The sequence below is a fragment of the Actinoallomurus sp. NBC_01490 genome, from assembly GCF_036227085.1.
GTDB lineage: Bacteria > Actinomycetota > Actinomycetes > Streptosporangiales > Streptosporangiaceae > Actinoallomurus > Actinoallomurus oryzae.
The window spans coordinates 3,529,739-3,551,790 of sequence record NZ_CP109433.1 but is presented as its reverse complement, the minus strand read 5'-3'; the positions used below and the strand labels follow the sequence as shown (position 1 = coordinate 3,551,790).

Sequence of the window (22,052 nt, the reverse complement as noted above, 5' to 3'; positions counted from 1 at the left end):
GGCAGGTCGTTACTCCGCTCGGGCACTGGAATCACTACAGTCCCTTCCTATGCCGGTATTGCGTAGAACGCCGCGGGAGGCGCGGGTCCTGCTCAGTGACACGAGCCCCTATGGGAGCCGTGTCCTCGACGTTGAGTACGACCAGGTCGCCACGGCGGCGTACCTGCGCACCGCTGACGGGGAGACCGTCGCGGCCAGCTGGGTCGCCAACCATCAGGAGGCGCCCTACCACGCCGATCTGGCGCGGCTCAACGCCGGTCTGGTGCCGGCACTGCCCAGCGGCCGTACGAAACACCCCAAGGGACGGCCGCCGCTCGACCCCCGGACGCTGGAGGTCGTGTGGTTCGAGGAGGGTGACGGGGTCGCGTTGATGGAGGCCGGGCAGCCGTTGTGCGTCATCCCCGGCTGGTCCGACACGGACCGCGGCATCCCCGGATACGCGCGGGAGGCGATCGGCCGGAGCCCGTTCGCGTTCGCGCTGGACGATGAGATCGACGAGCTCGGCCCGCGGATACTGCAGGCCGAGGCGTTCTGGAGCTGGCGGCGTGGACAGGGCGCCTGGGAGGCTTTTCAGCAGTCGCTGCTCGGCCACCTGCTGAGCCGGTTGGGGCCGGGCGGCTACTACTGGCATGACATCGGCCGCCGGCCGGGCCGTACGGACAACGGGCCGCAGCCCGCCGTACCCGCGCAACGACCCGCCGGATCCGCGCAGCGACCGGCCGTACCCGCGCCATGGCCCGCCGTGCCGGCGACCACCACGCCGCCACGGCGCGAACCGGTCGTGGGCGTCTCCGAGCGCCCGGCGCGCGGCGACCGGTCGTACAACGTGCTGTCGACCGTCGGCATGAGCTGCCAGCGGATGCCCACGGTCGAGCTGTATGAGGACAACGTCGCCGAGCACGCCCGCATCGAGCTCGCGGTCGCCACGACCTTGCCCAGCGTGCAGGCGGGCAGGGTCTTTCCGTGGCTGGCGCAGTATCCATGGCAGGCCGTCACCTCCTTCGCCCCGGGTGACAATGTGAAGTGGTACCACGAGGCTCGGACGTTCCCGTTGGGTCCGACCTGGGAAGGCGTCCTCCTGCTCGACAACCCCAACCGCCTCGAGGGTCCGGACGCCCCCGATCTGACGGCGTTCTCCTTCGGTGGCGACCCGGTGCAGTGGCTGTGGATCGTCCCGATCACCGAGGAGGAGCGGCAGTACGGCAAGCAGGAAGGCTCGGACGCCCTCATCGAACGCCTCGCCCGCAAGGGACGCAGCTGGGTCGTGGGCGAGTAACCGAGGCGCCCGTCTTCGGCCGGCCCCCGGGAGACGCAGCCGGGCGTCCAGCGGGGTCGGCTCGGTCGCCGTGTGCATGCGCCGGGCGCCGTGATCGGCCGCCCGGCGTCTCGCATCTACGCGGGCGGCACGAACACCTCGAACAGCAACCAGACCACCGGGACGGTCGCCAGGAGTGAGTCGAGGCGGTCCATGACCCCGCCGTGTTCGGGCAGGAGGCTGCCCATGTCCTTGATGCCGAGGTCCCGCTTGATCATCGACTCGATGAGGTCGCCGAGAGTCGCCGAGCAGACCGCGGCCGCGCCGACGATGACCCCCTGCCACCAGTGGCCGTGCAGCAGCCACGGCAGCAGAATTCCACCGACGATCATGCAGGTCAGCGCCGAACCGCTGACGCCCTCCCACGTCTTCTTCGGGCTGATGGACGGGGCCATCTTGTGGCTGCCCAGGAAGGAACCGGCGAAGAACCCGCCGATGTCGCTGGCGACCGTGACCGCGATGAAGATCAGTACGCGGTCGGCGCCGTCCGGGGCGGCCAGGAGGAGCACGACGAATCCGGCGAGGAACCAGATGTACGCCGTGGCGAACACGCCCGCCGTCGCGTCGCGGACGTAGCCGTCCTGGCCGCGGGGCAGTCGCCAGAGCAGGACGACGAGGGTGGTCAGGCCGAAGCCCGCGACCAGCGCCGTCGTACCCCAGAAGTAGGTGCACAGCACCGTCGCGAGCCCGCCGGCCATGACCGGCACCCACGGGATCCGGATGCCGCGCGAGTCGAACGCCCGGATGAACTCCCAGACGGCCATGCCCAGGAAGATGACGACGACGCCGAGGAAGATCTCTTTGATCGTGTAGAGCGACAGCAGCACCACGGCGCCCAGCGCCACACCGACCGCGACGGCGATGGGAAGGTTACGGCTGGATCCGCGCTTCTTCTTGCCCGTGACCGCCTGCTCCTCCGGGATCTCCGGTGCCGGCATGGGGGCCTGTTCGAGTCCCACTAGACCTCGAGCAGCTCGGCTTTCTTGTGTTCGAGCAACTCGTCGATCTTGGCGACGTGCTTGTGCGTGAAGTCGTCGAGATCCTTCTCCGCGCGGTGCACCTCGTCCTCGCCCGCGTCGCCGGCCTTGGCGAGCTTGTCCAAGGCGTCCTTGGCGTGACGGCGGATGTTGCGGATCGAGACCCGCGCCTCCTCCGCCTTGTGCCCGGCCACCTTGATGAACTCCTTGCGGCGCTCCTCCGACAGCTCGGGGAAGACCACACGGATGATCTTCCCGTCGTTGCCGGGGTTGACACCCAGGTCGCTGTCGCGGATGGCCCTCTCGATCGCGTTCATCGACGAGGCGTCGTACGGCTGGACGATGACCATGCGCGGCTCGGGAAGCTGGAACGACGCGAGCTGGTTGATGGGCGTCTGCGTCCCGTAGTAGTCCGCGGTGATCTTGTTGAACATCGCGGGCGTGACTCGGCCGGTACGGATACTGGTGAAGTCTTCCTTGGCGACAGTGACGGCCTTGTCCATCTTCTCCTCGGCCTCGAGGAGGATTTCGTCGATCACCTTAGGCTCCTGTATTTCAACTGTCCGCCGGACATACCAATGTGCCGATCTTTTCACCGCGTACGGCACGCACGATGTTGCCCTGACCCATCAGGTCGAAGACCACGATCGGCAGGCCGTTGTCCATGCACAGGCTGATCGCGGTGGCATCCATGACCTTCAGCCCGCGTTGCAGCACCTCGCCGTACTCCAGCCGGTCGAACCGGAAGGCATCCGGGTTCTTCTTCGGATCGGCGTCGTACACGCCGTCGACCTGCGTGCCCTTGAGCACCGCGTCGGCGGAGATCTCCAGGGCCCGCTGGGCGGCGGCGGTGTCGGTGGAGAAGAACGGCTGTCCGATCCCCGCTCCGAAGATGACCACGCGGCCCTTCTCGAGGTGACGGATGGCGCGCCGCGGGATGTACGGCTCCGCCACCTGCCCCATCGTGATCGCGGTCTGCACCCGCGTCTCGACTCCGAGCTTTTCGAGGAAGTCCTGCAGAGCCAGGCAGTTGATCACGGTGCCGAGCATGCCCATGTAGTCGCCGCGGGCGCGGTCCATGCCGCGGGCCGACATCTGCGCGCCGCGGAACATGTTTCCGCCGCCGCAGACCACGGCGACCTGCACTCCCTCGCGCGTGACCTCGGCGATCGCCTTGGCGATGTGCTGCACGATCGCCGGGTCGATGCCGAGGCCCTCACCGCCGGCGAACGCCTCGCCGGACAGCTTGAGAAGGACACGTTTCCAGCCGTGGGACTGGGACGACGGAGCCGCCGTCGTGTCGGTGGTTTCGTTCTCCTGCACGGCGGCGGCTCCTTAGTCTCTCGTTTCTGTCTTCGGCGACCCTCAGGCCTGTCCGACCTTGAACCGGGCGAAGCGCTTGACGGTCACGCCGGACTCCTGGAGGACCTTAGCGATCGTCTTCTTGGGGTCCTTCACGAAGGGCTGCTCAAGAAGGACGAAGTCCTTGAAGTAGGACCGTACGCGTCCCTCGACGATCTTTGGAATCGCCTGCTCGGGCTTGCCCTCCTCACGCGTGATCTGCTCCGCGAGGGCCCGCTCCTTGGCGACGACGTCCTCGGGAACGTCGTCGTTGCTGAGGTACTTCGGCGACATCGCGGCGATCTGCTGCGCGATGTCCTTGGCGACCTCGGCGTTCGCGGTGTCCAGCTCGACCAGCACGCCGGTGGTCGGCGGCAGGGACGGATCGGACTTGTGGAGGTAGCTGGCCACGTAGCCGCCCGTGAAGTGGGCGAAGCGACGCAGCTCGAGCTTCTCACCGATCTTCGCGCTGTTGTTGTCGATCAGCTGCTGAACGGTCGTCCCCGGCTCGATCTCCGCGCCGAGCAGCGCCGGCACGTCCGCCACGTCGGTGTTCGCGGCGAACGCGGCGATCTGGTCGGCCAGCGCGATGAACTGCTCGTTCTTCGCGACGAAGTCGGTCTCGCAGTTGAGCTCGATCAGCGTGCCGTCGTTGTCGCCCTTGAAGTGCTGGGCGACCAGGCCGTTGGCGGCGGTGCGCTCGGCGCGCTTGCCGACGTCCTTGGCGCCCTTGAGACGCAGAAGCTCAACGGCCTTGTCGAAGTCGCCCTCCGCCTCGGTGAGGGCGTTCTTACACGCCATCATGCCGGAGCCGGTGAGCTCCCGGAGCCGCTTGACGTCGGCGGCGGTGAAGTTCGCCATTGTGGTCTGTCTCTTTCGTCTTCGGTTGTCGGCCGGCCGTCAGGCTTCCTGGGCGGGCTGCTCTTGCGTCGTCTCAGCCTGCGCCTCGGCCGGAGCCTGCGCCTCAGCCGGGGCCTGCGCCTCAGCCGGGGCCTGCGCCTCGGCCGGGGCCTGCGCCTCGGCGGGGGCCTGCCCCTCGGCCTGAGCCTGGGCCGCGTCGGCCTCGGCCTTCTTCTCCAGCAGCTCGCGCTCCCACTCCGGGAGAGGCTCCTCGGCTCCCACGGAGGCCGGCTTCTCGTCGCCGGAGGCGGAGGCGCCCGCGCGGGCGATCAGACCGTCGGCGACGGCGTCGGCGACCACGCGGGTGAGCAGGCTGACACTGCGGATGGCGTCGTCATTGCCCGGAATCGGGTAGTCGACCTCATCCGGGTCGCAGTTGGTGTCGAGGATCGCGACGACCGGGATGCCCAGCTTGCGCGCCTCGTTGACGGCGATGTGCTCCTTCTTGGTGTCGCAGATCCACACCGCGCTGGGCACACGCGCCATGTCCCGGATGCCGCCGAGGGTGCGCTCGAGCTTGTCCTTCTCACGCTTGCGCATGAGAAGCTCTTTCTTCGTCAGACCCGAGCCCGCGACGTCGTCGTAGTCGATCTCCTCGAGCTCCTTCAAACGCGTCAGGCGCTTGTGCACGGTCGAGAAGTTGGTGAGCATGCCGCCCAGCCAGCGCTGGTTGACGAAGGGCATGCCGACGCGCTGCGCCTGCTCGGAGATCGACTCCTGCGCCTGCTTCTTGGTGCCGACGAACAGGATCGTGCCGCCGTGGGCGACGGTCTCCTTGATGAAGTCGTAGGCGCGGTCGATGTAGGACAGCGACTGCTGCAGGTCGATGATGTAGATGCCGTTGCGCTCGGTGAAGATGAAACGCTTCATCTTCGGGTTCCAGCGCCGGGTCTGATGCCCGAAGTGGACGCCGCTCTCGAGCAGCTGCTTCATGGTGACGACGGGTGCCATGCCCGTTCCGCTCCTGTCTGGCCCTGTGCGGACCGTTCTCGGTTGTCTGGCGCCCGTGCGTGCCCCTGCCGTGACTGCCGTCACGGACCGAGAGGGCCGCCCCACCGTTCACCGATGGCCGGCGGGCGCGTGAATTCGGTCATGCGACCGTTCAGTCAGTGTACCGGCGGCGCGCCCCTGGCGTGGAATCAGCGGAGTTATCCACATCGGGGCGGACGCTCTGGTGGCCGGCACCGGCCGCGCTCAGGCTGTGGTGGCATGACGTGGAGCGGAGTGCTTCTGGTGATCACGACGTTGCTGCCCGCCGGTCCCGGTGCCGGTCCGGCCGGCGCCGGAGGCGGGACGGGGTGGCGGTGGCCGCTGCGCCCGGTGCCGCAGGTGTTACGGCCCTACGACCCTCCGGCCCATCCCTGGGAGGCCGGCCATCGGGGCGCCGACCTGGCGGCCCGCCCGGGGCAGGCGGTGTACGCGGCCGGGCCCGGCCGCGTCGGATACGCGCGGGACCTGGCGGGGCGAGGGGTGGTCACCGTGATCCACGGACGCTTACGCACGACTTACCTGCCCGTACGCGCGACGGTGCGGCCCGGCCGCGTCGTGAAGGCCGGGACGCGCATCGGCGTGGTGGAGGGCGTGCTCGGGCACTGCGGCCAGGTCGCGTGCCTGCACTGGGGGCTGCGGCACGGGCTCTCGTATCTCGACCCGCTGATCCTGGTGGGCCGAGCCCCCGTACGCCTTCTGCCCTGGTGGGACGACGGTCCCACCGTCGGCATGACACCGCCCTGAGCGCCTCTCGCGCCGAGTTATCCACAGGTTGCGACACATCTACCACTCAGCGTGGTCATCGGGCAGTTTCAATGCCGGAGGTGAGCACATGCGCGCGAAGGACGTGCTTGGACGGCTCGGAGAGGACGCGGCCGTCCGGCATCTGATGGGGCTCGGCTGGACGATCATCGAGCGCAACTGGCGGTGCCCGGAGGGCGAGCTCGACATCGTGGCCCATGACGGGTCCGGCCTGGTGGTCTGCGAGGTCAAGACGCGCTCACGGGCCGCGCACGGCACTCCGCTCGAGGCGATCACGCCCGCCAAGGCGGGGCGGCTGCGACGCCTCACCATGCGGTGGCTGGCGTCGCACGGCATCAGCCGGGCCGCCGACGTCCGCATCGACGTGATCGGGCTCGTACGTGCGGGGCCCGGGCGGTTCGACATCGACCATCTCAAGGCGGTGTGCTGAATGGCGCTCGCCCGCACCAGAGCCGTCGCCATCCTGGGCGTGGACGGCCAGATCGTCGACGTCGAGGCCGCCATCACCAACGGACTTCCCGGCCTGCACCTGGTCGGCCTCCCGGACACCGCGCTCAGCGAGGCACGCGACCGGGTGCGGGCGGCCATCTTCAACAGTGGCGAGACGTGGCCCAACCGCCACGTCACCGTCAGCCTCTTCCCGGCCAGCCTGCCCAAGCGCGGCAGCGGGTTCGACCTGGCCATCTCCGTCGCGGTGCTCGGGGCGAACGAAGCCGTGCCCATCGACGCCTGTTCGGGTCTCGTGATGATCGGCGAGCTGGGCCTCGACGGGCGCATCCGGCCCGTGTCCGGCGTTCTGCCCGCGGTCCTGACCGCGGCCGAGAGCGGAGCCGAGACGGTGATCGTGGCGAAGGGCAACGCGGCCGAGGCATCGCTCGTGCCGGACGTGAAGGTGGTCGGCGTGGGTTCGCTGCGTGCCCTGCTGGCGCTGCTGCGCGACCTGCCGCCGCCCGAAGAGCCCGACGAGGAGACCGCCGGCCCGCCGGGCCGCACACCGGCCGACGGGCCGGCGCGGCGGTTGGCGGCCGACCGTGGCGATCTCGACCTCTCGGACGTCCGCGGGCAGCCGGTCGGGCGCAAGATCCTGGAGATCAGCGCGGCGGGCGGTCACCACGTCTGCTTCACCGGCCCACCCGGCTGCGGCAAGACGATGCTGGCCGAGCGGCTCCCCGCGCTGCTCCCCGACCTCGACCACGGCGCGGCGCTGGAGGTGACGGCGATCCACTCGGTCGCCGGCGCCCTTCCGGCGGACCAGCCTCTGATCACCAGACCGCCGTTCCAGGCGCCGCATCACACGGCGTCGCGAGCGGCCCTGGTCGGCGGTGGCACCGGGCGGCTGATCCGGCCGGGGGCCGCGTCGCTCGCGCACCGGGGCATCCTCTTTCTCGACGAGAGCCCGGAGTTCGCCGGCGGCGTCCTCGACGCGTTACGGCAGCCCCTCGAAGGGGGCGAGGTCGTGATCGCCAGGTCGGGGGCGACGGCCCGTTTCCCGGCCCGGTTCACGATGCTCCTGGCCGCGAACCCCTGCCCCTGCGCCGCCCCGAGGACGCGCGACTGCGGCTGCGCCCCTTCCGTACGACGGCGTTACCTCGCGCGCATGTCCGGGCCGCTGCTCGACCGCGTCGACCTCAAGTCCGAGCTGAAAGAGGTGACGAGGGCCGAGCTCCGCTACGACCTGACGATCGCCGAGTCCAGCGCGGTGGTGGCCGAGAGGGTGCTCACCGCCCGAGACCGCACGAGAAGACGCCTGGCCGACACACCCTGGCGCACGAACGCGGAGATCCCCGGCCGCGAACTACGCCGTCGTTTCGCCCCGCCGCACGCCGCCCTCGCCGCCCTCGACCGCCCCCTGGCCGACGGCCGCCTGAGCGCACGCGGCCTCGACCGCGTGGTCCGGGTCGCCTGGACCCTCGCCGACCTGACCGGCAAGGAGACTCCCACCGCCGACGAGGTCAACGAGGCCCTCGGGCTCTGGGAGGGCCGCACTTGACCACACCGACCATCCCCACCGGGCGACACCCCCACCGGCACGCGAAAGATCCCTGATCGTCCGCACCGGACGCCGGTCATCGGCAGCCGACGAGTGATCTCCTGCGGTGCCCCGCCGCCGGCCGTAAGCCAGTGGCATATCCGGCCTCCCCCGACACGAAGGAGAAGAACCGATGATCGTCCCTGCCGAAGAACGGTTGGCGCGGGCGTTGTTGACCGCCGTGGCGGAACCCGGTGATGAGCGCTTAGGGCGCTTGGTCGACTCGGTGGGAGCGAAGGCCGCGCTCGAAGCGATACGGGCCGACGAGACGCCCGGCGGCGACGACGAGACCGAGCTCCGGCGACGGTTCCCCGCCTGGCGAGCCCGGCTGTCCGAGGCCGATCCGCAGCGGCTCCTGACCGTCTGCGAGGAAGGGGGCGGCCGGCTGCTGTGCCCAGGTGATGCCGAGTGGCCGTCCCAGCTCGACGACCTCGGGGCGGCTCGGCCGTACGCCCTGTGGATTCGCGGTGACCAGGATCTGCGGTTCGGATGCCTGCGTTCGGTCGCCGTGGTCGGCGCTCGCGCCGCGTCGCCGTACGGGGTTCACGTCGCCGCCGAGATGGCGGCCGAACTGGCCGACCACAGCTGGACCGTGGTCAGCGGCGGTGCGTACGGGATCGACGCCGCGGCGCATCGTGGTGTGCTCAGCGCCGATGGGACGACGGTGGCGGTGTTCGCCTGTGGGGTGGATGTGGCGTATCCGCACTCGCACTCGGCGCTCTTCGCGGAGATCGCCCAGAGCGGACTGCTGGTGAGCGAGTTCCCGCCCGGAGCGCCGCCGACCCGCCCGCACTTCCTGATCCGGAACAGGGTGATCGCGGCGCTGACCCGCGGCACCGTGGTGGTCGAGGCGGCGCAACGCAGCGGTGCCATCAGCACCGCCCGCCATGCCCGTGACCTCGGACGTGCGGTGATGGTGGTGCCCGGGCCGGTCACGTCACCGACGTCTGCGGGCTGCCACACGCTTCTGCGCGAATGGGGCGAGGCCGTCTGCGTGACCGACACCGCCGATGTGCTGGACCGGGTCGGGCTCATCGGTGATGACCTGGCACCCGAACGCCGAGGCCCGGTACTCGACCGCGACCGGCTCGGCCCGGCGGCGCGAAATGTCCTCGAAGCACTTCCGGCACGAGGCGGAGCGGGCGCCGCCCGCATAGCGGTGACGGCCGGCGTCGACCTCGACACCGCCCTCACCTGCCTGGGCGCACTCGCCGCAGGCGGATTCATCGAACGTTGCGCCAAGGGCTGGAGGCTACGGCGCGACTCAACCCGATCGTGAGAGGAGAGCCACACGAATTCCCCCTGGTAAGGAGCCTTGATGTGGACGGAGAAACTCATGCGCCCATTGAGAAAAATCGGAGATGTCCCGGCGCATGCCGATGCCGGGATGACTTAGCGAGTTGGGACACGGCTTCTCCCATGGCCATTCCGGCATGTCCGCTCAAGTACGGCTTCGTTCCGCTCCGAGTACCGCGACGGAGACGGCCAGATCGAACCCGCTGCCGCGCTTGGACAGGCTGGCCGTAGAGAGGCTGACGGTGACATGGCGGTTGGATCACGTCTCACCACTGTTGAAGATGGCCGCCCGCGCCCGGTAGCGCGCCTCGCTGAGCGCGGTATCCGAAAGCCCGCCAGGTGCGGACCAGGCACTGCGGTGGCGCTGACAGCCCCCAACGTCGATGATGGAACGTCGACGGTCTGGATGCCGATGATCTGGTCGTCGACGATCCGCACGCCACCGACCTGGACGCCGACGATCCGCACGCCACCGACCTGGACATCGACGATCCGCACGCCACCGACCTGGACATCGACGATCCGCACGCCACCGACCTGGACGTCAACGGTCTGATCGCATCGACGCTCGGAGGCAGATCGAGCCGGGGGCGGCCTCCACGGCGAGGATCGGTTTCCGGCGACAGGACCCACGGGTCCGACCAGGCTCCAGCGGGTCGTGGACACGCCCAGCGGGACCGCGGGTAGCCCAACGGGGGCGCGGCTTCGTCCGTGGCCGTTCCGGCCTGCCAGCTCAGGCGGGAAACGATGCTTCCCGCCCGCGCACCGTGCTCCGCTCGTGCGTGGCCGTTCCGACGTGGTCGCTCATGTGCGTCGGGCCGTTGGTTTCACGTGGGGATGCGCTGGGCCGATGTCAGCTTTCGGGGAGCTCCAGGTCGCTTTTGGCGAGTTCTTCGACGTTGACGTCCTTGAAGGTGACCACGCGCACGCTCTTCACGAAGCGGGCGGGGCGGTACATGTCCCAGACCCAGGCGTCCTGCATCGTGACCTCGAAGAAGACCTCTCCGTTGTCCGTGCTGCGCACCTGTAGGTCGACCGTGTTGGTCAGGTAGAACCGGCGCTCGGTCTCCACCACGTACGCGAACAGGCCGACGACGTCGCGGTACTCGCGATAGAGCTGGAGCTCCATCTCGGTCTCGTATTTCTCGAGATCCTCTGCGCTCATGGCCGTTCCCCTCCCCGTACTACCGGCTCAGGCGACATCCGCCCGGCCGGCGGTGCCTTCGTACTCTGACGCATCCCACTCGACTTCCCCGGTTACCGGAGCATCCTCTTCCTCCGCCGAGCCCGCGACCACGCAAGTCTCTTCGATCTCCCCGTTTGCCGCGCGGGCCACGTTGACGAAAGAACGCCGGTGCTCAGGACACGGACCATGCTCTAGAAGCGCCGCCGTATGTGCTCGTGTCACATAACCCTTGTGCACGGCGAAACCGTACTCCGGGTACTGCTCGTGCAGGTCGATCATGATCCGGTCTCGTGTCACCTTCGCCACGATCGAGGCGGCGGCGACGCATGCGGCCACCCGATCGCCCTTGGGCACCGGAAGGCCGGGCGCCACCAGGCCGGGTACCCGGAAGCCGTCGGTGAGGACATAGCCCGGCATGAGGTTCAGGCCCGCCAGTGCCCTGCGCATCCCGGCGATGTTGCACCGGTGAAGGCCGACCCGGTCGATCTCCTCGCGAGAGATCACCAGCGCGCACCACGCCGGTGCCGTCTTGGTGATCTCCGCGTAGAGGCGTTCGCGGCGGGCGGCGGTGAGCAGCTTCGAGTCCGCCAGTCCTTCGAGACGTCCTCGGCGGCTCGGCGGCAGCACGACCGCGGCGACCACGAGCGGTCCTGCACACGCTCCCCGCCCCGCCTCGTCGACCCCGGCGACGGGACCGAGCCCGGCGCGTTCGAGCACCCGCTCGTAGGCGTACAGCCCGGCGTCACGCCGAGGAGTGAGACCACGGGGGCGGTGAGCCCGGACATCGATGTGCACATGACGCAGGGTACGTCGCCAACGGCCGAGCCCGCGCTCGAACACCGGCAGGACAGGGCACCCGAGGCCGAGATCGCCCAGGTAACAAGGGCTGATCGCCCTCCCTGCGCGCCGGAACGGCCTGCCATATCCTTTTCGGGCAAGGCACAGAGAGAAGTGATCCGCTGTTCGAGCTGCGGTCATACCTCGATTGAGCGGCAGCACTGGCACCATAGCCACCGAGCGTTCTTTTCCGCCACATAGAGGCAGGAAACAACCTTCCGACGCATAAAAAGACCAGGACCGGCCACGTCGCGCATGCCGCCGATCTCAGGCAGAGCATCCAAGGAGGATGCTCCTCGCCGTCGGGCCGGTGGCCGTGGCGGCCAGCATGTTCCCCGCCGCGATCCGCCGGGCCTCCGCCCGGCACACCGCCGAGCCCACCCTCGAACCCGCCCTCGGATCCACCGCCGCCCCGGGCGACGACGGCCCGGCGATGGCCGGGTCTGCGGCGATACTGACGCACCGACCCAGGCGCGACCCGATCCACGACGACCGCGACGCACCAGCCCGGGCACGGCTGCGCGGCTCCTGCACCGCGTCTGCCGCGCGTACGCCGTCGCGGCGTCGCCGTGCCGGCGTTCGGCTTCGCCACCGCCGGCGCCATGCACGTCACGGGCGACGCCTGGGTGATCGTCTCCATCGTCCTCACGGCGCTCGCGGCCGCCTTCGCTCAGAACGCCGTACCGCGCCAGCCGTCCCAAGCCCGGGCCACCACGAGGCGACCGAGCCGACAGCCCAGCGGAGAAAGCTCGGACCTGGGCGACCCGCACACCCGGATGGCCAACACCAACGACACGCGACTGCGGGTGCTGCACTGACCACGGAGGTTGGTAACGGCGCCACAGGATGGGTGATCTTGCCAGCCCCCGGCGACAGCACGGCCATCCGGCCCGAGGCCGGCAGCCACTGTGGCGATTCCGACGCCCCGGTTCAGGTGGGACCTGATCCGTGACGACCGACGCACCAGCTCAAGTGTGGCTTGATCTGTGGCGCTGACGTGCCGGTCCAGGCGCGACCCGATCCATGACGATCGCGACGCACCAGCCCGGGCACGGCCTGGTCTGCGGCGATACTGACGCACCGACCCAGATGTGGCCTGATCTGCGGCGACCGCGATACGCCAGCTCAGGCACGGCTCGATCCCCGGCGACATGACACACCGACCCAGACCCGACCCGATCTGCGGCGACCGCGATACGCCAGCTCAGGCACGGCTCGATCCCCGGCGACATGACACACCGACCCAGACCCGACCCGATCCACGACGACCGCGATACGCCAGCTCAGGCACGACTCGATCCCCGGCGACATGACACACCGACCCAGACCCGACCCGATCCACGACGACCGCGATACGCCAGCTCAGGCACGACTCGATCCCCGGCGACATGACACACCGACCCAGACCCGACCCGATCCACGACGACCGCGACGCGCCAACCCAAGCACGACTCGATCCCCGGCGACATGACACACCGACCCAGACCCGACCCGATCCACGACGACCGCGACGCGCCAACCCAAGCACGACTCGATCCCCGGCGACATGACACACCGACCCAGACCCGACCCGATCCACGACGACCGCGACGCGCCAACCCAAGCACGACTCGATCCCCGGCGACATGACACACCGACCCAGACCCGACCCGATCCACGACGACCGCGACGCGCCAACCCAAGCACGACTCGATCCCCGGCGACATGACACACCGACCCAGACCCGACCCGATCCACGACGACCGCGACGCGCCAACCCAAGCACGACTCGATCCCCGGCGACATGACACACCGACCCAGACCCGACCCGATCCACGACGACCGCGACGCGCCAACCCAAGCACGACTCGATCCCCGGCGACATGACACACCGACCCAGACCCGACCCGATCCACGACGACCGCGACGCGCCAACCCGGGCACGGCTTGATCTGCGGCGTTTCCGACGCGCCGGCCGGGCGGTGGCTTTGTCTGTGGTGATCTCGACGTGCGGCTCAGGTGTGCCGGTCCGGGCGTGTTGGTTTCGCGTGTGATTTGGGGAGTCGGCACGGGCGAGGCTCGCGGCGGCCGGGGCCTCGGCGGCTCTGTCAGGGCGGCGGGAATTGGTTGAAGCCGCGCTGGTGCTCGTCCGTGGCGTCCTGTTGCTCACGCCCGGTATCCTCACCCGCCTCGCCGGGCCGGATTTGGCGCCGGGCACCGGCGTGCCGCTCATGTGTGGTCGGCGCGGCAGTCGCTCGGCCGGTGTTCCAAGCCGCACCCGGCATCCCCAGGGAGGAAACGGCGTCTCAACCATCAGGGCAGACCGGCATCGGCGCAGGCTCGGCGCGGGGACCGGCGGTGCGGGCCACGACGGCTGCGCTGTGAGGGCCCGTGCGCCGCATCCACCGCCTCAGCGAGGAAGCATGGGCGGGCGGTCAGCGGGAGCGGCGAGCGCGGATGCGGCGGCGCAGGAGCGTGACCGGTACGGCGCCGATCAGGCCGAGCGCGAGCGGGGCCTCCGGCAAAGCGCCGTTCACCAGCGCCAGCCCCGGAGTGTCGAACGTCTTCGGGATCGACAGCGTCGTGAGCCGGGACAGCGGCCAGACGATGACGAAGGCTCGGCCGATCACGCGGCTCTCCGGGACCGTGCCGCCGCCCGGGTCGCCGATGTGGCCGCGCGAGTCGTACGACACCTCGCGGTGGTCGCCCATCACCCACAGGTGGCCCGCCGGCACGGTGATGTTGAACTTGCTGTCCGACGGCCGGTTCTGCTCGCCCTGCGGATCGGTGTAGATGTAGGACGTCTCGACGAGCGGGTGGCCGTTGACGGTCACGCGGCCCTGGGCGTCGCAGCATGCCACGTGGTCGCCCGGAACACCGATGACCCGCTTGATGTAGTCCTTCTCCCCCGGCACGACCCCGAACGCGCTGCCGATCGCGTGAAGCACCTTCGACACCGGGTTCTTCGGCTGGGAGTACTGGACCTCCGGGTCCCAGGAGTCGAGTCCGTTGAAGACGACGACGTCACCGCGCTTGATGTCGCGCGTGTGATAGACGATCTTGTTGACCAGGACGCGGTCGCCGACCTTGAGGGTGTTCTCCATCGACTGGGACGGAATGTAGAACGCCTGCACGGCGAAGGCCTTGATGACCATCGCGAGTGCGAGCGCCACACCGACCAGGATGGGGAGTTCTTTCCAGAACGACCCCTGCTTCTTCTTACGCCCCTTCTGTTCCGACTCCTCGTCACCTGGACGCTCGGAGTCGCTCTCGTCTCCGACCAGGGCCGCATTGTCGGACGGACCGTTCGGCTCGTGCCCGTCGCCCCTCACGCCGTCCCGAGAGTTCCCGGATATGTCGTGGCGCGTTTCACCGGAAGTGGGCGCGGGCTCGCGCAGGCCCTGCTCGTCGTCACTCATCATTGGGAAGCCTAATGCCCTAAGGCCGCACGGGAGGTCATCGGCCGCGTGTCGTCTCCGGCAAGGGTGCCGGAGTCATCCGAATAGAGAACTTCGCCCCGGAACGCCATTGCGCCGTCCAGGACCATTCGCAGTGCCCGTTGTACCCGTAAGGCCCCCTCGGCTCAACTTGACCTTGCCGAGACTTGACTTTCCGGCTGCCGGCGACGGCCGAAAGAGGACGGCCTTGCGGCCTCTCAGCCCCCGATCCCGGGCTCACGTCGCGACATCGATGGCCGGAAGCGGCAACCGGCCTCCAGCGCGCGCCGCGCGGTCAGGTACGAGGTTCGCCGCCCGGCCAGAACATCGGCACGACCCGCGCCGGACCACCAGGACCTGAGGCACATCGAGATCCAGCCCGCGAGAGGCGGATCGCATCCCCCGTACGACAAGAGATCGCCGCCGGGAAGCTGTACGACGCCCAGCCGCCACACGGAACGCGACCGCCGTACGGCGAACGGCCCGCCAGGCCGGGGCCACCACCCGAACGGCCCGAGCGCCAGAACCTGGAGCACATCGACGGCCAGAACGCGCGAAACAGGCCGCCTCCCCCATCGGCAGAACAACCGCCGCAGGAGAGCCGGCCGCCGTACGGAACAGGACCGCCATCCCGCGAGCGGCCCACCAGGCCAGGACGAACGAACTCCGGCCGACCAGGGCAGCGCACGGGGGCCGCGGCTCTCAGGTACGGAAGGCCGGGCGTCGTCCAGGGACACGTCCCGAAGGGCGGGCGGCCGACCGTACGCGAGCACGCCCGATCCGTTGCCGGCTCCGAAAACACCGATCCTCCCGAACGCCGACCGTTTCCGGTGGAGAGGTTCGGGAGGAGGGCTTCGCCGGAGGCGCGGTCAGTTCTCGCGCTTCTCCTTGATGCGCGCGGCCTTGCCGCGGAGGTCGCGGAGGTAGTAGAGCTTGGCGCGGCGGACGTCACCGCGGGTGACGACCTCGATCTTGTCGATCGACGGGCTGTTGAGCGGGAAGGTGCGCTCCACGCCCACGCTGTAGCTCACCTTGCGGACGGTGAACGTCTCGCGGGCGCCGCCGCCCTGGCGCCGGATCACCACGCCCTGGAAGACCTGGATACGGCTGCGGCTTCCCTCGGTCACGCGCACGTGAACCTTGAGCGTGTCACCCGGACGGAAGTCCGGTACGTCGGACCGCTTCGCGGCGTTCTCGATCTCCTGGATCAGGGTGTGCATGACTGAGGTTCCTCGTGTTGGACACGCGCGCGGCACACGGCGCCGCAACGCGATGGGGTCTTCTGGGAAGTCTGGGCGCGCCCAGCGTGAGGCCGGGCCGACACTTCAGTGTGCCATATGTTCGCCGTCGATCGGAAAACCGGCCTCCGCCAGGGTACGCCGATCGACGTCGTCCAGGGTATTGCGAGCGATCAATTCGGGTCTCGTGGCGGCCGTACGGCGCAGGGCCTGGTCGCGTCGCCACCGGGCGATCGCGCCGTGGTTGCCCGACATCAGCACGGGCGGCACCGCGCGTCCGCGCCAGGTCGGGGGCTTGGTGTACACCGGGCCCTCCAGCAGCGCCGCCATCCGGCCCGGCGCGAACGAGTCGTCGCTCACCGAGTCGGCGTTGCCCAGCACGCCCGGCAGGAGCCGGGTCACCGCCTCGACGATGACGAGCACGGCCGACTCGCCTCCCGCGAGGACGTAGTCGCCGATGCTCACCTCATCGACCGGCATCCGCGACCGTGCGTCCTCGATCACCCTCGCGTCGATGCCCTCGTAGCGTCCGCACGCGAACACCAGCCACGGCTCGCCCGCGTACGCGACGGCCGTCTCCTGGGTGAACGGGCGCCCGCTCGGCGTGGGCACGACCAGCCGCGGCGCCGACCCGGAAGGGACGATCGCGTCGAGGGCCTCGCCCCACGGCTCGGGTTTCATCACCATGCCGGGGCCGCCGCCGTACGGGGTGTCGTCCACCGTACGGTGCCGGTCGTGGGCCCAGCCGCGCAGGTCGTGGACGTGGACGTCGACATCGCCGCGCTGCCGCGCCTTGCCCAGCAGCGAGACGCCGAGCGGCGCGAAGTAGTCGGGGAAGATCGTGATGATGTCGAGGCGCATGGGGGTCTCTACTCGAGCAGACCGGGCGGCGGGTCGAGGACCACGCGGCCGGCGGGGAGGTCGACGGTCGGGACGATCGCGCCGACGAACGGCACCAGCGCCTCGTCGCCGCTCGGGCGGCGCAGGACCAGCAGGTCCTGACCGTAGTGTTCGACGTCCACGATCTCACCGAGCTCGGTGCCGTCCGTGGCCACGGCGGCCAGCCCGATCAGCTCGTGGTCGTGGAACTCCTCCGGGTCGTCGCTCGGCGGGATCTCGGTGGAGTCGACGAGCAGCAGCAGGCCGCGGAGTGCCTCCGCGGCCGTGCGGTCCTCGACGCCGGCGAACCGCACCAGCAGGCGCCCGGCGTGCGTACGGACCGTCTCCACCGTCAGCGTGCCCGCGTCCTCGGTGCCGAGCGAGGTGCCCGGGGCGAACCGCTCGGCCGGGTCGTCGGTGCGCACGTCGACGCTGACCTCGCCACGGACTCCGTGAGCGCGGCCGATACGACCGACGGCGAGCAGCATCAGGCCCCGCCTCGTACGCGTCCGGGCGGCACCTCACGGAGCAACGCCGAGATCCCCGGCGGCATGGTGCCGACCGGGGATCGCACGGGCGTGGATCCGTCACCGGGCCGAAGCGTCGGCGGCCCGGACGCCGTGGCGCGGGCCGGGGATCCGGAGGACACCGTCAGCGCGCCTCGTTGAGGTCGAGCAGGTCGACGCGGACGTACCGTCCCCCGGCGATGGCGCTCATGACGGTCCGCAGGGCCTTGGCCGTACGGCCGTTGCGCCCGATGACCTTGCCGAGGTCGTCGGGGTGCACGCGCACTTCCAGGACTCTGCCGTTGCGAAGCCGACGTGCCCGCACCCGAACCTCGTCCGGATGCTCGACGATGCCGCGCACCAGGTGTTCGAGCGCCTCCTCGAGCACGCTACGCCTCGCTCTTGGCTTCGGCGGCGTCCTCGGCCGGCTTCTCCTCCGCCTTCGCCTCGTCCTTCTTGGCCTTCTTCGGCGCGGCCTTCTTGGACTTCGGCTGGGTCGCCTTGCCCTCGGGCTCGTCCGCGGTCTCCTTGAGGGCGGCGGCGAAGACCTCGGCCTTGTCGGGCTTCGGCTCGGCGACCTTCAGCGTGCCCTCGGCACCCGGCTCGCCCTTGAACTTCTGCCAGTCGCCGGTGACCTTGAGGATCGCGAGGACGGGCTCGGTGGGCTGGGCACCGACGCCCAGCCAGTACTGCACCCGCTCGGAGTTGACCTCGATGAGCGAGGGCTCCTCCTTCGGGTGGTACTTGCCGACCTCCTCGATGGCGCGGCCATCGCGCTTGGTGCGGGAGTCGGCAACGACGATCCGGTAGTACGGTGCCCGGATCTTCCCCAGACGCTTGAGCTTGATCTTGACTGCCACGGGTGTGGTGTTCTCCAGATTCGAAATGGATGAGCGGACGGGCGCCGGGTGGGGACCTGCGCTGCCACTCGGAAGGACACGGCTCGCCTGGGGTTGAGAGAGGGTCCCCTGCTGACCGCGGTTCCAGCTAGCCATTCTGCCAGACGATCGCGGTGAAGTCGTAACCGATCAAGGTCGCCGCACCGCGCCATCGGCGGAATTGGGTTAATTCTTGTTCTTCGGGTCCTGCAGCTTGGACAGATCCGGCATCTGGAAGCCCGGGGGCAGCTGTCCCGGCAGGCCGCCGCCCAGGCCGGGCGGCAGGCCCTTGGGCAGGGCGTCCTGCTTGCCGCCGCCCTTTCCGGCCGCGCCCTGGGCGCGCTTGCGCGGGTCACCGCTGCGCTGCCGGCCCTTCTTGTTCTTCTTGTTACCGGACTTGACCGCCTTGCGGCGTGTGCCCGGCATGCCGGGAATGCCCATCCCGCCGGCCATCTGGCGCATCATCTTCTGCGCGTCGAAGAAGCGGGTGACGAGGTTGTTGACCTCGGTCACGGTGACGCCGGAGCCCTTCGCGATACGCGCGCGCCGCGAGCCGTTGATGATCTTCGGGTTGCGCCGTTCATCGGGCGTCATCGAGTTGATGATGCCGCCCACCCGGTCGAGATCACGGTCGTCGATCTCGTCGATCTGCTGCCGCATCTGCCCCATTCCGGGCATCATTCCGAGCAGGTTCTTGATCGGCCCGAGCTTGCGGATCATCTGCATCTGCTCGAGGAAGTCCTCCAGGCTGAAGTCCTCACCCGAGGCGAACTTCGAGGTCATCTTCTCGGCCTGCTCGGCGTCGAACGCCTTTTCGGCCTGCTCGATCAGGGTGAGGATGTCACCCATGTCGAGGATGCGCCCGGCCATCCGGTCGGGGTGGAAGACGTCGAAGTCCTCCAGCTTCTCACCGGTCGAGGCGAACATGATCGGCTGACCGGTGATGTGGCGGACCGACAGCGCGGCGCCACCGCGCGCGTCGCCGTCGAGCTTGGTGAGTACGACGCCGTCGAAGCCGACGCCGTCGACGAACGCCTGCGCCGTCGTGACCGCGTCCTGGCCGATCATCGCGTCGACGACGAAGAGGATCTCGTCGGGCTTCACCGCGTCGCGGATGTCGGCGGCCTGGCGCATCATCTCCTCGTCGATGCCCAGCCGGCCGGCCGTGTCGATGATGACCACGTCGTGCTGCGCGTGCCGCGCGTGCTCGATCGAACGCCGGGACACCTCGACCGGGTCGCCGACGCCGTTGCCCGGCTCGGGGGCGTACACCGGCGTGCCGGCGCGCTCGCCGAGCACCTGCAGCTGCTGCACGGCGTTGGGCCGCTGGAGGTCGGCGGCGACGAGCAGCGGCGCGTGCCCCTCGTTCTTCAGCCAGCGTGACAGCTTGCCCGCCAGCGTCGTCTTACCCGAGCCCTGCAGACCCGCCAGCATGATCACGGTCGGCGGCGTCTTGGCGAACCGCACCCGCCGCGTCTCGCCGCCGAGGATCTTGATCAGCTCATCGTTGACGATCTTGACGACCTGCTGGGCGGGGTTCAGCGCCTGGGACACCTCCGCGCCACGGGCCCGCTCTTTGACCTGCGCGATGAAGTCCTTGACGACGGGCAGCGCCACGTCGGCCTCGAGCAACGCGATGCGGATCTCGCGCGCCGTGGCATTGATGTCCGCTTCGGACAGCTTGCCCTTGCTGCGCAGTGAGGAGAAGACCGTAGTCAGCCGGTCGGAAAGCGTCTCGAACACGTGTCTGGCCAGTCCTAGGAAGCTTTGGGGATCGACCTACCACACTATCCGTTCGGCAGGCCTTGGGTATGACGCTCGGCCCGCGGCTCCCCGCCGCACCCCTCACGTCTCAGCGAAGACCGTCGTAGCGGAGCAGCCGCGGCCGCAACGCTCCGCAGGCACAGCGGGTGTAGACCAGCACGCCCTCCGAGGTGAAGTGACGCGAGACGACGGTGTACGGGGGTTCCTGCGGGCTGCCGCATCGGTGGCACCGGTTCATGGCTGTCAGTGTCGGCCGCGCCTACAGTTGAGGTCCAGCTCATCTTTTCACGCATTACCTTGTGAGGAAAACGCATGATCGAGTCGGTGGACCTGCGGCGTCTCCAGGTGCTGCGCCTCGTGCACCGCCACGGCACGGTCACCGCGGCCGCCGACGTCCTTCACCTCACCCCGTCCGCCGTCTCCCACCAGCTGCGCCAGCTCGCGCGCGAGACCGGCGTCGCGCTGCTGGAGCCCGACGGCCGCCGCGTACGGCTCACGGCCGCGGGCCGCGCCCTGGTCGCCCACGCCGACGCGCTGCACGCGAACTGGGAGCGGGCGCGGGCGGAGCTGGCCGCGTACGCCGACGGAAGCGCCGAGTCGCTGCACATGTGCGGGTTCCCCTCCGCGGTCGCACGGCTGCTGGCGCCGGCCGCGGCCCGGCTCCGCGCCACCGACACGGGATTGACCGTCCACGTCGCCGAGGAGGAGACGGCCGCCGGGCTGGACCGGCTGCTGGCCGGCGAGATCGACATCGCCGTGGTCGTCCTGGACGGATCGACCCTGCCGCTGGACGACGCGAAGTTCGGCCGCCGCCCGGTGCTGGCCGAGCCGTTCGACCTGATCGTGCCCGCCGGTCACCCGCTGGCGGGGCGGGACGAGGCCGTGCTGGGCGACGTCGCGGACGAGCCCTGGGTGCTGGCCGCCGCGGGCAGCTGCGACCTGTACGAGCTCGCCGTCGCGGCCTGTTCGGCCGCGGGGTTCACACCACGGGTCGCGCACCACGCGCGCGACTACGCCGCGGTCTCCGCCCTCGTCGCCTGCGGCCTCGGCGTCGCCCTCATCCCCCGTACGGCCGCGGTGCCCGCCCTGCATGACGTCGCCCGGCTCCCGCTGCGGGACGCGCCCACCCGCCACGTCCTCGCGTGCGTCCGGCTCGGCAGCGACCGCCGGCCGGCGATCGCACGGGGCCTGGCCGCGCTGGAGGAGGCCGGCCGGGAGCTCGCACGCCTACCAGAGAGGCCGGATCGGCGGTGAGCCGGCCGCGGTGACGTACGCCGACAGCGACTCGCGGACCACCTCGAGCCGGTCGGCGCCGACCAGGCCGGCCCAGCGGTTCTCGATCTCGGTCCACAGCGCCACGACCCGTCCGACGCAGGCCCGGCCGCGCGAGGCCAGGACGACGACGCGGGCGCGCCGGTCGGCCGGGTGCGGGCGGCGCTCGACGTAGCCGCGCCGCTCCAGCTCGTCCACCAGCTGCACGGCGGCCTGCTTGGTGACGCCCAGGTGCTGCCCCAGCTCGACCGCTGTCGCGCCGCCGCGTACGGACAGGTACTGGAACGCGAAGCCGTGCGCGGGCCGCACGTCGCCGAACCCCTCCTCGGCCAGCCGGGCGTGCACCTCTTCCATGATCGCGTGAAAGGCCATGCCCAGCAGCCCCGGGATCTCCCCGGCCATCGGCACCCTCCCCATAAAGACAAGCAGCTTGACTATATGGACAAGCCGCTTTACCTTCTTTATC

At 69.8% G+C, this 22,052-nt stretch carries 25 protein-coding genes; 8 read left to right on the top strand and 17 right to left on the bottom strand.

Annotated elements, in window-relative coordinates; genetic code table 11:
* Positions 1–49: 49 nt before the first annotated feature.
* Complete coding sequence (locus OG417_RS17015; RefSeq protein WP_329256539.1) at positions 50–1,276, top strand: suppressor of fused domain protein; 1,227 nt, start codon at positions 50–52, stop codon at positions 1,274–1,276.
* A gap of 116 nt (positions 1,277–1,392) precedes the next feature.
* Here OG417_RS17015 and OG417_RS17010 read toward each other — a convergent pair whose 3' ends face one another.
* Genes OG417_RS17010 through rpsB form a run of 5 tightly spaced genes read right to left on the bottom strand, consistent with a single transcriptional unit; the run spans position 1,393 to position 5,484 of the window.
* Positions 1,393–2,253, bottom strand: a complete 861-nt coding sequence (locus tag OG417_RS17010) for a phosphatidate cytidylyltransferase (protein WP_329256537.1) — start codon at positions 2,251–2,253, stop codon at positions 1,393–1,395.
* A 20-nt stretch (positions 2,254–2,273) separates the two neighbouring features.
* Entirely contained in the window at positions 2,274–2,831 is a 558-nt protein-coding gene (gene frr, locus OG417_RS17005; RefSeq protein WP_329256535.1) for a ribosome recycling factor, read from the bottom strand.
* Positions 2,832–2,847: 16 nt separating this feature from the next.
* Positions 2,848–3,615 carry a UMP kinase gene (pyrH, locus tag OG417_RS17000; RefSeq protein WP_329256533.1) on the bottom strand — a complete coding sequence of 256 codons (768 nt, stop codon included), beginning with the start codon at positions 3,613–3,615 and terminating at the stop codon, positions 2,848–2,850.
* Positions 3,616–3,657: 42 nt separating this feature from the next.
* Positions 3,658–4,494: a translation elongation factor Ts gene (tsf, locus tag OG417_RS16995; protein ID WP_329256530.1), complete on the bottom strand. Its 837-nt coding sequence runs from the start codon at positions 4,492–4,494 to the stop codon at positions 3,658–3,660.
* A gap of 39 nt (positions 4,495–4,533) precedes the next feature.
* The gene (gene rpsB, locus OG417_RS16990) at positions 4,534–5,484 is read right to left on the bottom strand and encodes a 30S ribosomal protein S2 (protein WP_329256528.1); all 951 of its coding nucleotides are present in this window, start codon (positions 5,482–5,484) and stop codon (positions 4,534–4,536) included.
* Between the two features lie 258 nt (positions 5,485–5,742).
* Between rpsB and OG417_RS16985 the strand changes: the two genes are divergently transcribed.
* The 4 genes from OG417_RS16985 to dprA all read left to right on the top strand — a co-directional run bounded on the left by OG417_RS16985 (position 5,743) and on the right by dprA (position 9,593).
* Positions 5,743–6,267, top strand: coding sequence for a M23 family metallopeptidase (locus OG417_RS16985; protein WP_329256526.1), 525 nt, complete (start codon positions 5,743–5,745; stop codon positions 6,265–6,267).
* Between the two features lie 88 nt (positions 6,268–6,355).
* Positions 6,356–6,715: a YraN family protein gene (locus OG417_RS16980; protein ID WP_329256524.1), complete on the top strand. Its 360-nt coding sequence runs from the start codon at positions 6,356–6,358 to the stop codon at positions 6,713–6,715.
* Positions 6,716–8,275 (top strand): YifB family Mg chelatase-like AAA ATPase, encoded by a 1,560-nt coding sequence (locus OG417_RS16975; RefSeq protein ID WP_329256522.1) that lies wholly within the window; start codon positions 6,716–6,718, stop codon positions 8,273–8,275.
* A 172-nt stretch (positions 8,276–8,447) separates the two neighbouring features.
* Positions 8,448–9,593 (top strand): DNA-processing protein DprA, encoded by a 1,146-nt coding sequence (gene dprA / locus OG417_RS16970; protein WP_329256519.1) that lies wholly within the window; start codon positions 8,448–8,450, stop codon positions 9,591–9,593.
* 162 nt (positions 9,594–9,755) lie between these two features.
* Here the strand turns inward: dprA and OG417_RS16965 are convergent, their stop codons facing one another.
* Complete coding sequence (locus tag OG417_RS16965) at positions 9,756–9,830, bottom strand: hypothetical protein (RefSeq protein ID WP_329262347.1); 75 nt, start codon at positions 9,828–9,830, stop codon at positions 9,756–9,758.
* A gap of 138 nt (positions 9,831–9,968) precedes the next feature.
* Between OG417_RS16965 and OG417_RS16960 the strand changes: the two genes are divergently transcribed.
* Positions 9,969–10,166 carry a hypothetical protein gene (locus OG417_RS16960; RefSeq protein WP_329256517.1) on the top strand — a complete coding sequence of 66 codons (198 nt, stop codon included), beginning with the start codon at positions 9,969–9,971 and terminating at the stop codon, positions 10,164–10,166.
* A 297-nt stretch (positions 10,167–10,463) separates the two neighbouring features.
* On the opposite strand, the gene OG417_RS16955 is transcribed toward OG417_RS16960, so the two are convergent.
* Both OG417_RS16955 and OG417_RS16950 read right to left on the bottom strand, forming a co-directional pair.
* On the bottom strand, positions 10,464–10,775 hold the full coding sequence (locus OG417_RS16955) for a DUF2469 domain-containing protein (protein WP_329256515.1): 312 nt from the start codon (positions 10,773–10,775) through the stop codon (positions 10,464–10,466).
* A gap of 27 nt (positions 10,776–10,802) precedes the next feature.
* The gene (locus OG417_RS16950; protein WP_329262344.1) at positions 10,803–11,591 is read right to left on the bottom strand and encodes a ribonuclease HII; all 789 of its coding nucleotides are present in this window, start codon (positions 11,589–11,591) and stop codon (positions 10,803–10,805) included.
* Positions 11,592–12,202: 611 nt separating this feature from the next.
* On the opposite strand from OG417_RS16950, the gene OG417_RS16945 reads away from it, so the two are divergent.
* Positions 12,203–12,451 carry a hypothetical protein gene (locus tag OG417_RS16945; protein WP_329256513.1) on the top strand — a complete coding sequence of 83 codons (249 nt, stop codon included), beginning with the start codon at positions 12,203–12,205 and terminating at the stop codon, positions 12,449–12,451.
* 1,596 nt (positions 12,452–14,047) lie between these two features.
* On the opposite strand, the gene lepB is transcribed toward OG417_RS16945, so the two are convergent.
* The 8 genes from lepB to OG417_RS16905 form a co-directional block, all read right to left on the bottom strand.
* Complete coding sequence (gene lepB / locus OG417_RS16940; protein ID WP_329256511.1) at positions 14,048–15,031, bottom strand: signal peptidase I; 984 nt, start codon at positions 15,029–15,031, stop codon at positions 14,048–14,050.
* 887 nt (positions 15,032–15,918) lie between these two features.
* Complete coding sequence (gene rplS, locus OG417_RS16935; RefSeq protein WP_329256509.1) at positions 15,919–16,269, bottom strand: 50S ribosomal protein L19; 351 nt, start codon at positions 16,267–16,269, stop codon at positions 15,919–15,921.
* Positions 16,270–16,374: 105 nt separating this feature from the next.
* Complete coding sequence (gene trmD, locus OG417_RS16930) at positions 16,375–17,148, bottom strand: tRNA (guanosine(37)-N1)-methyltransferase TrmD (protein WP_329256507.1); 774 nt, start codon at positions 17,146–17,148, stop codon at positions 16,375–16,377.
* A gap of 8 nt (positions 17,149–17,156) precedes the next feature.
* On the bottom strand, positions 17,157–17,654 hold the full coding sequence (gene rimM, locus OG417_RS16925) for a ribosome maturation factor RimM (RefSeq protein ID WP_329256505.1): 498 nt from the start codon (positions 17,652–17,654) through the stop codon (positions 17,157–17,159).
* 163 nt (positions 17,655–17,817) lie between these two features.
* A complete protein-coding gene (locus tag OG417_RS16920; RefSeq protein WP_285569079.1) occupies positions 17,818–18,060 on the bottom strand; it encodes an RNA-binding protein in 243 nt (80 codons plus the stop codon).
* 1 nt (position 18,061) lies between these two features.
* The gene (gene rpsP / locus OG417_RS16915) at positions 18,062–18,532 is read right to left on the bottom strand and encodes a 30S ribosomal protein S16 (RefSeq protein WP_329256503.1); all 471 of its coding nucleotides are present in this window, start codon (positions 18,530–18,532) and stop codon (positions 18,062–18,064) included.
* A 204-nt stretch (positions 18,533–18,736) separates the two neighbouring features.
* Positions 18,737–20,293, bottom strand: a complete 1,557-nt coding sequence (gene ffh, locus OG417_RS16910; protein WP_329256501.1) for a signal recognition particle protein — start codon at positions 20,291–20,293, stop codon at positions 18,737–18,739.
* A 109-nt stretch (positions 20,294–20,402) separates the two neighbouring features.
* Positions 20,403–20,552, bottom strand: a complete 150-nt coding sequence (locus tag OG417_RS16905; RefSeq protein ID WP_329256498.1) for a hypothetical protein — start codon at positions 20,550–20,552, stop codon at positions 20,403–20,405.
* Between the two features lie 74 nt (positions 20,553–20,626).
* Between OG417_RS16905 and OG417_RS16900 the strand changes: the two genes are divergently transcribed.
* Positions 20,627–21,568, top strand: a complete 942-nt coding sequence (locus OG417_RS16900; RefSeq protein ID WP_329256496.1) for a LysR family transcriptional regulator — start codon at positions 20,627–20,629, stop codon at positions 21,566–21,568.
* Here OG417_RS16900 and OG417_RS16895 read toward each other — a convergent pair.
* On the bottom strand, positions 21,542–21,988 hold the full coding sequence (locus OG417_RS16895; RefSeq protein ID WP_329256494.1) for a MarR family winged helix-turn-helix transcriptional regulator: 447 nt from the start codon (positions 21,986–21,988) through the stop codon (positions 21,542–21,544). The two genes, OG417_RS16900 and OG417_RS16895, sit on opposite strands and share 27 nt — an antisense overlap.
* Positions 21,989–22,052: the final 64 nt, after the last annotated feature.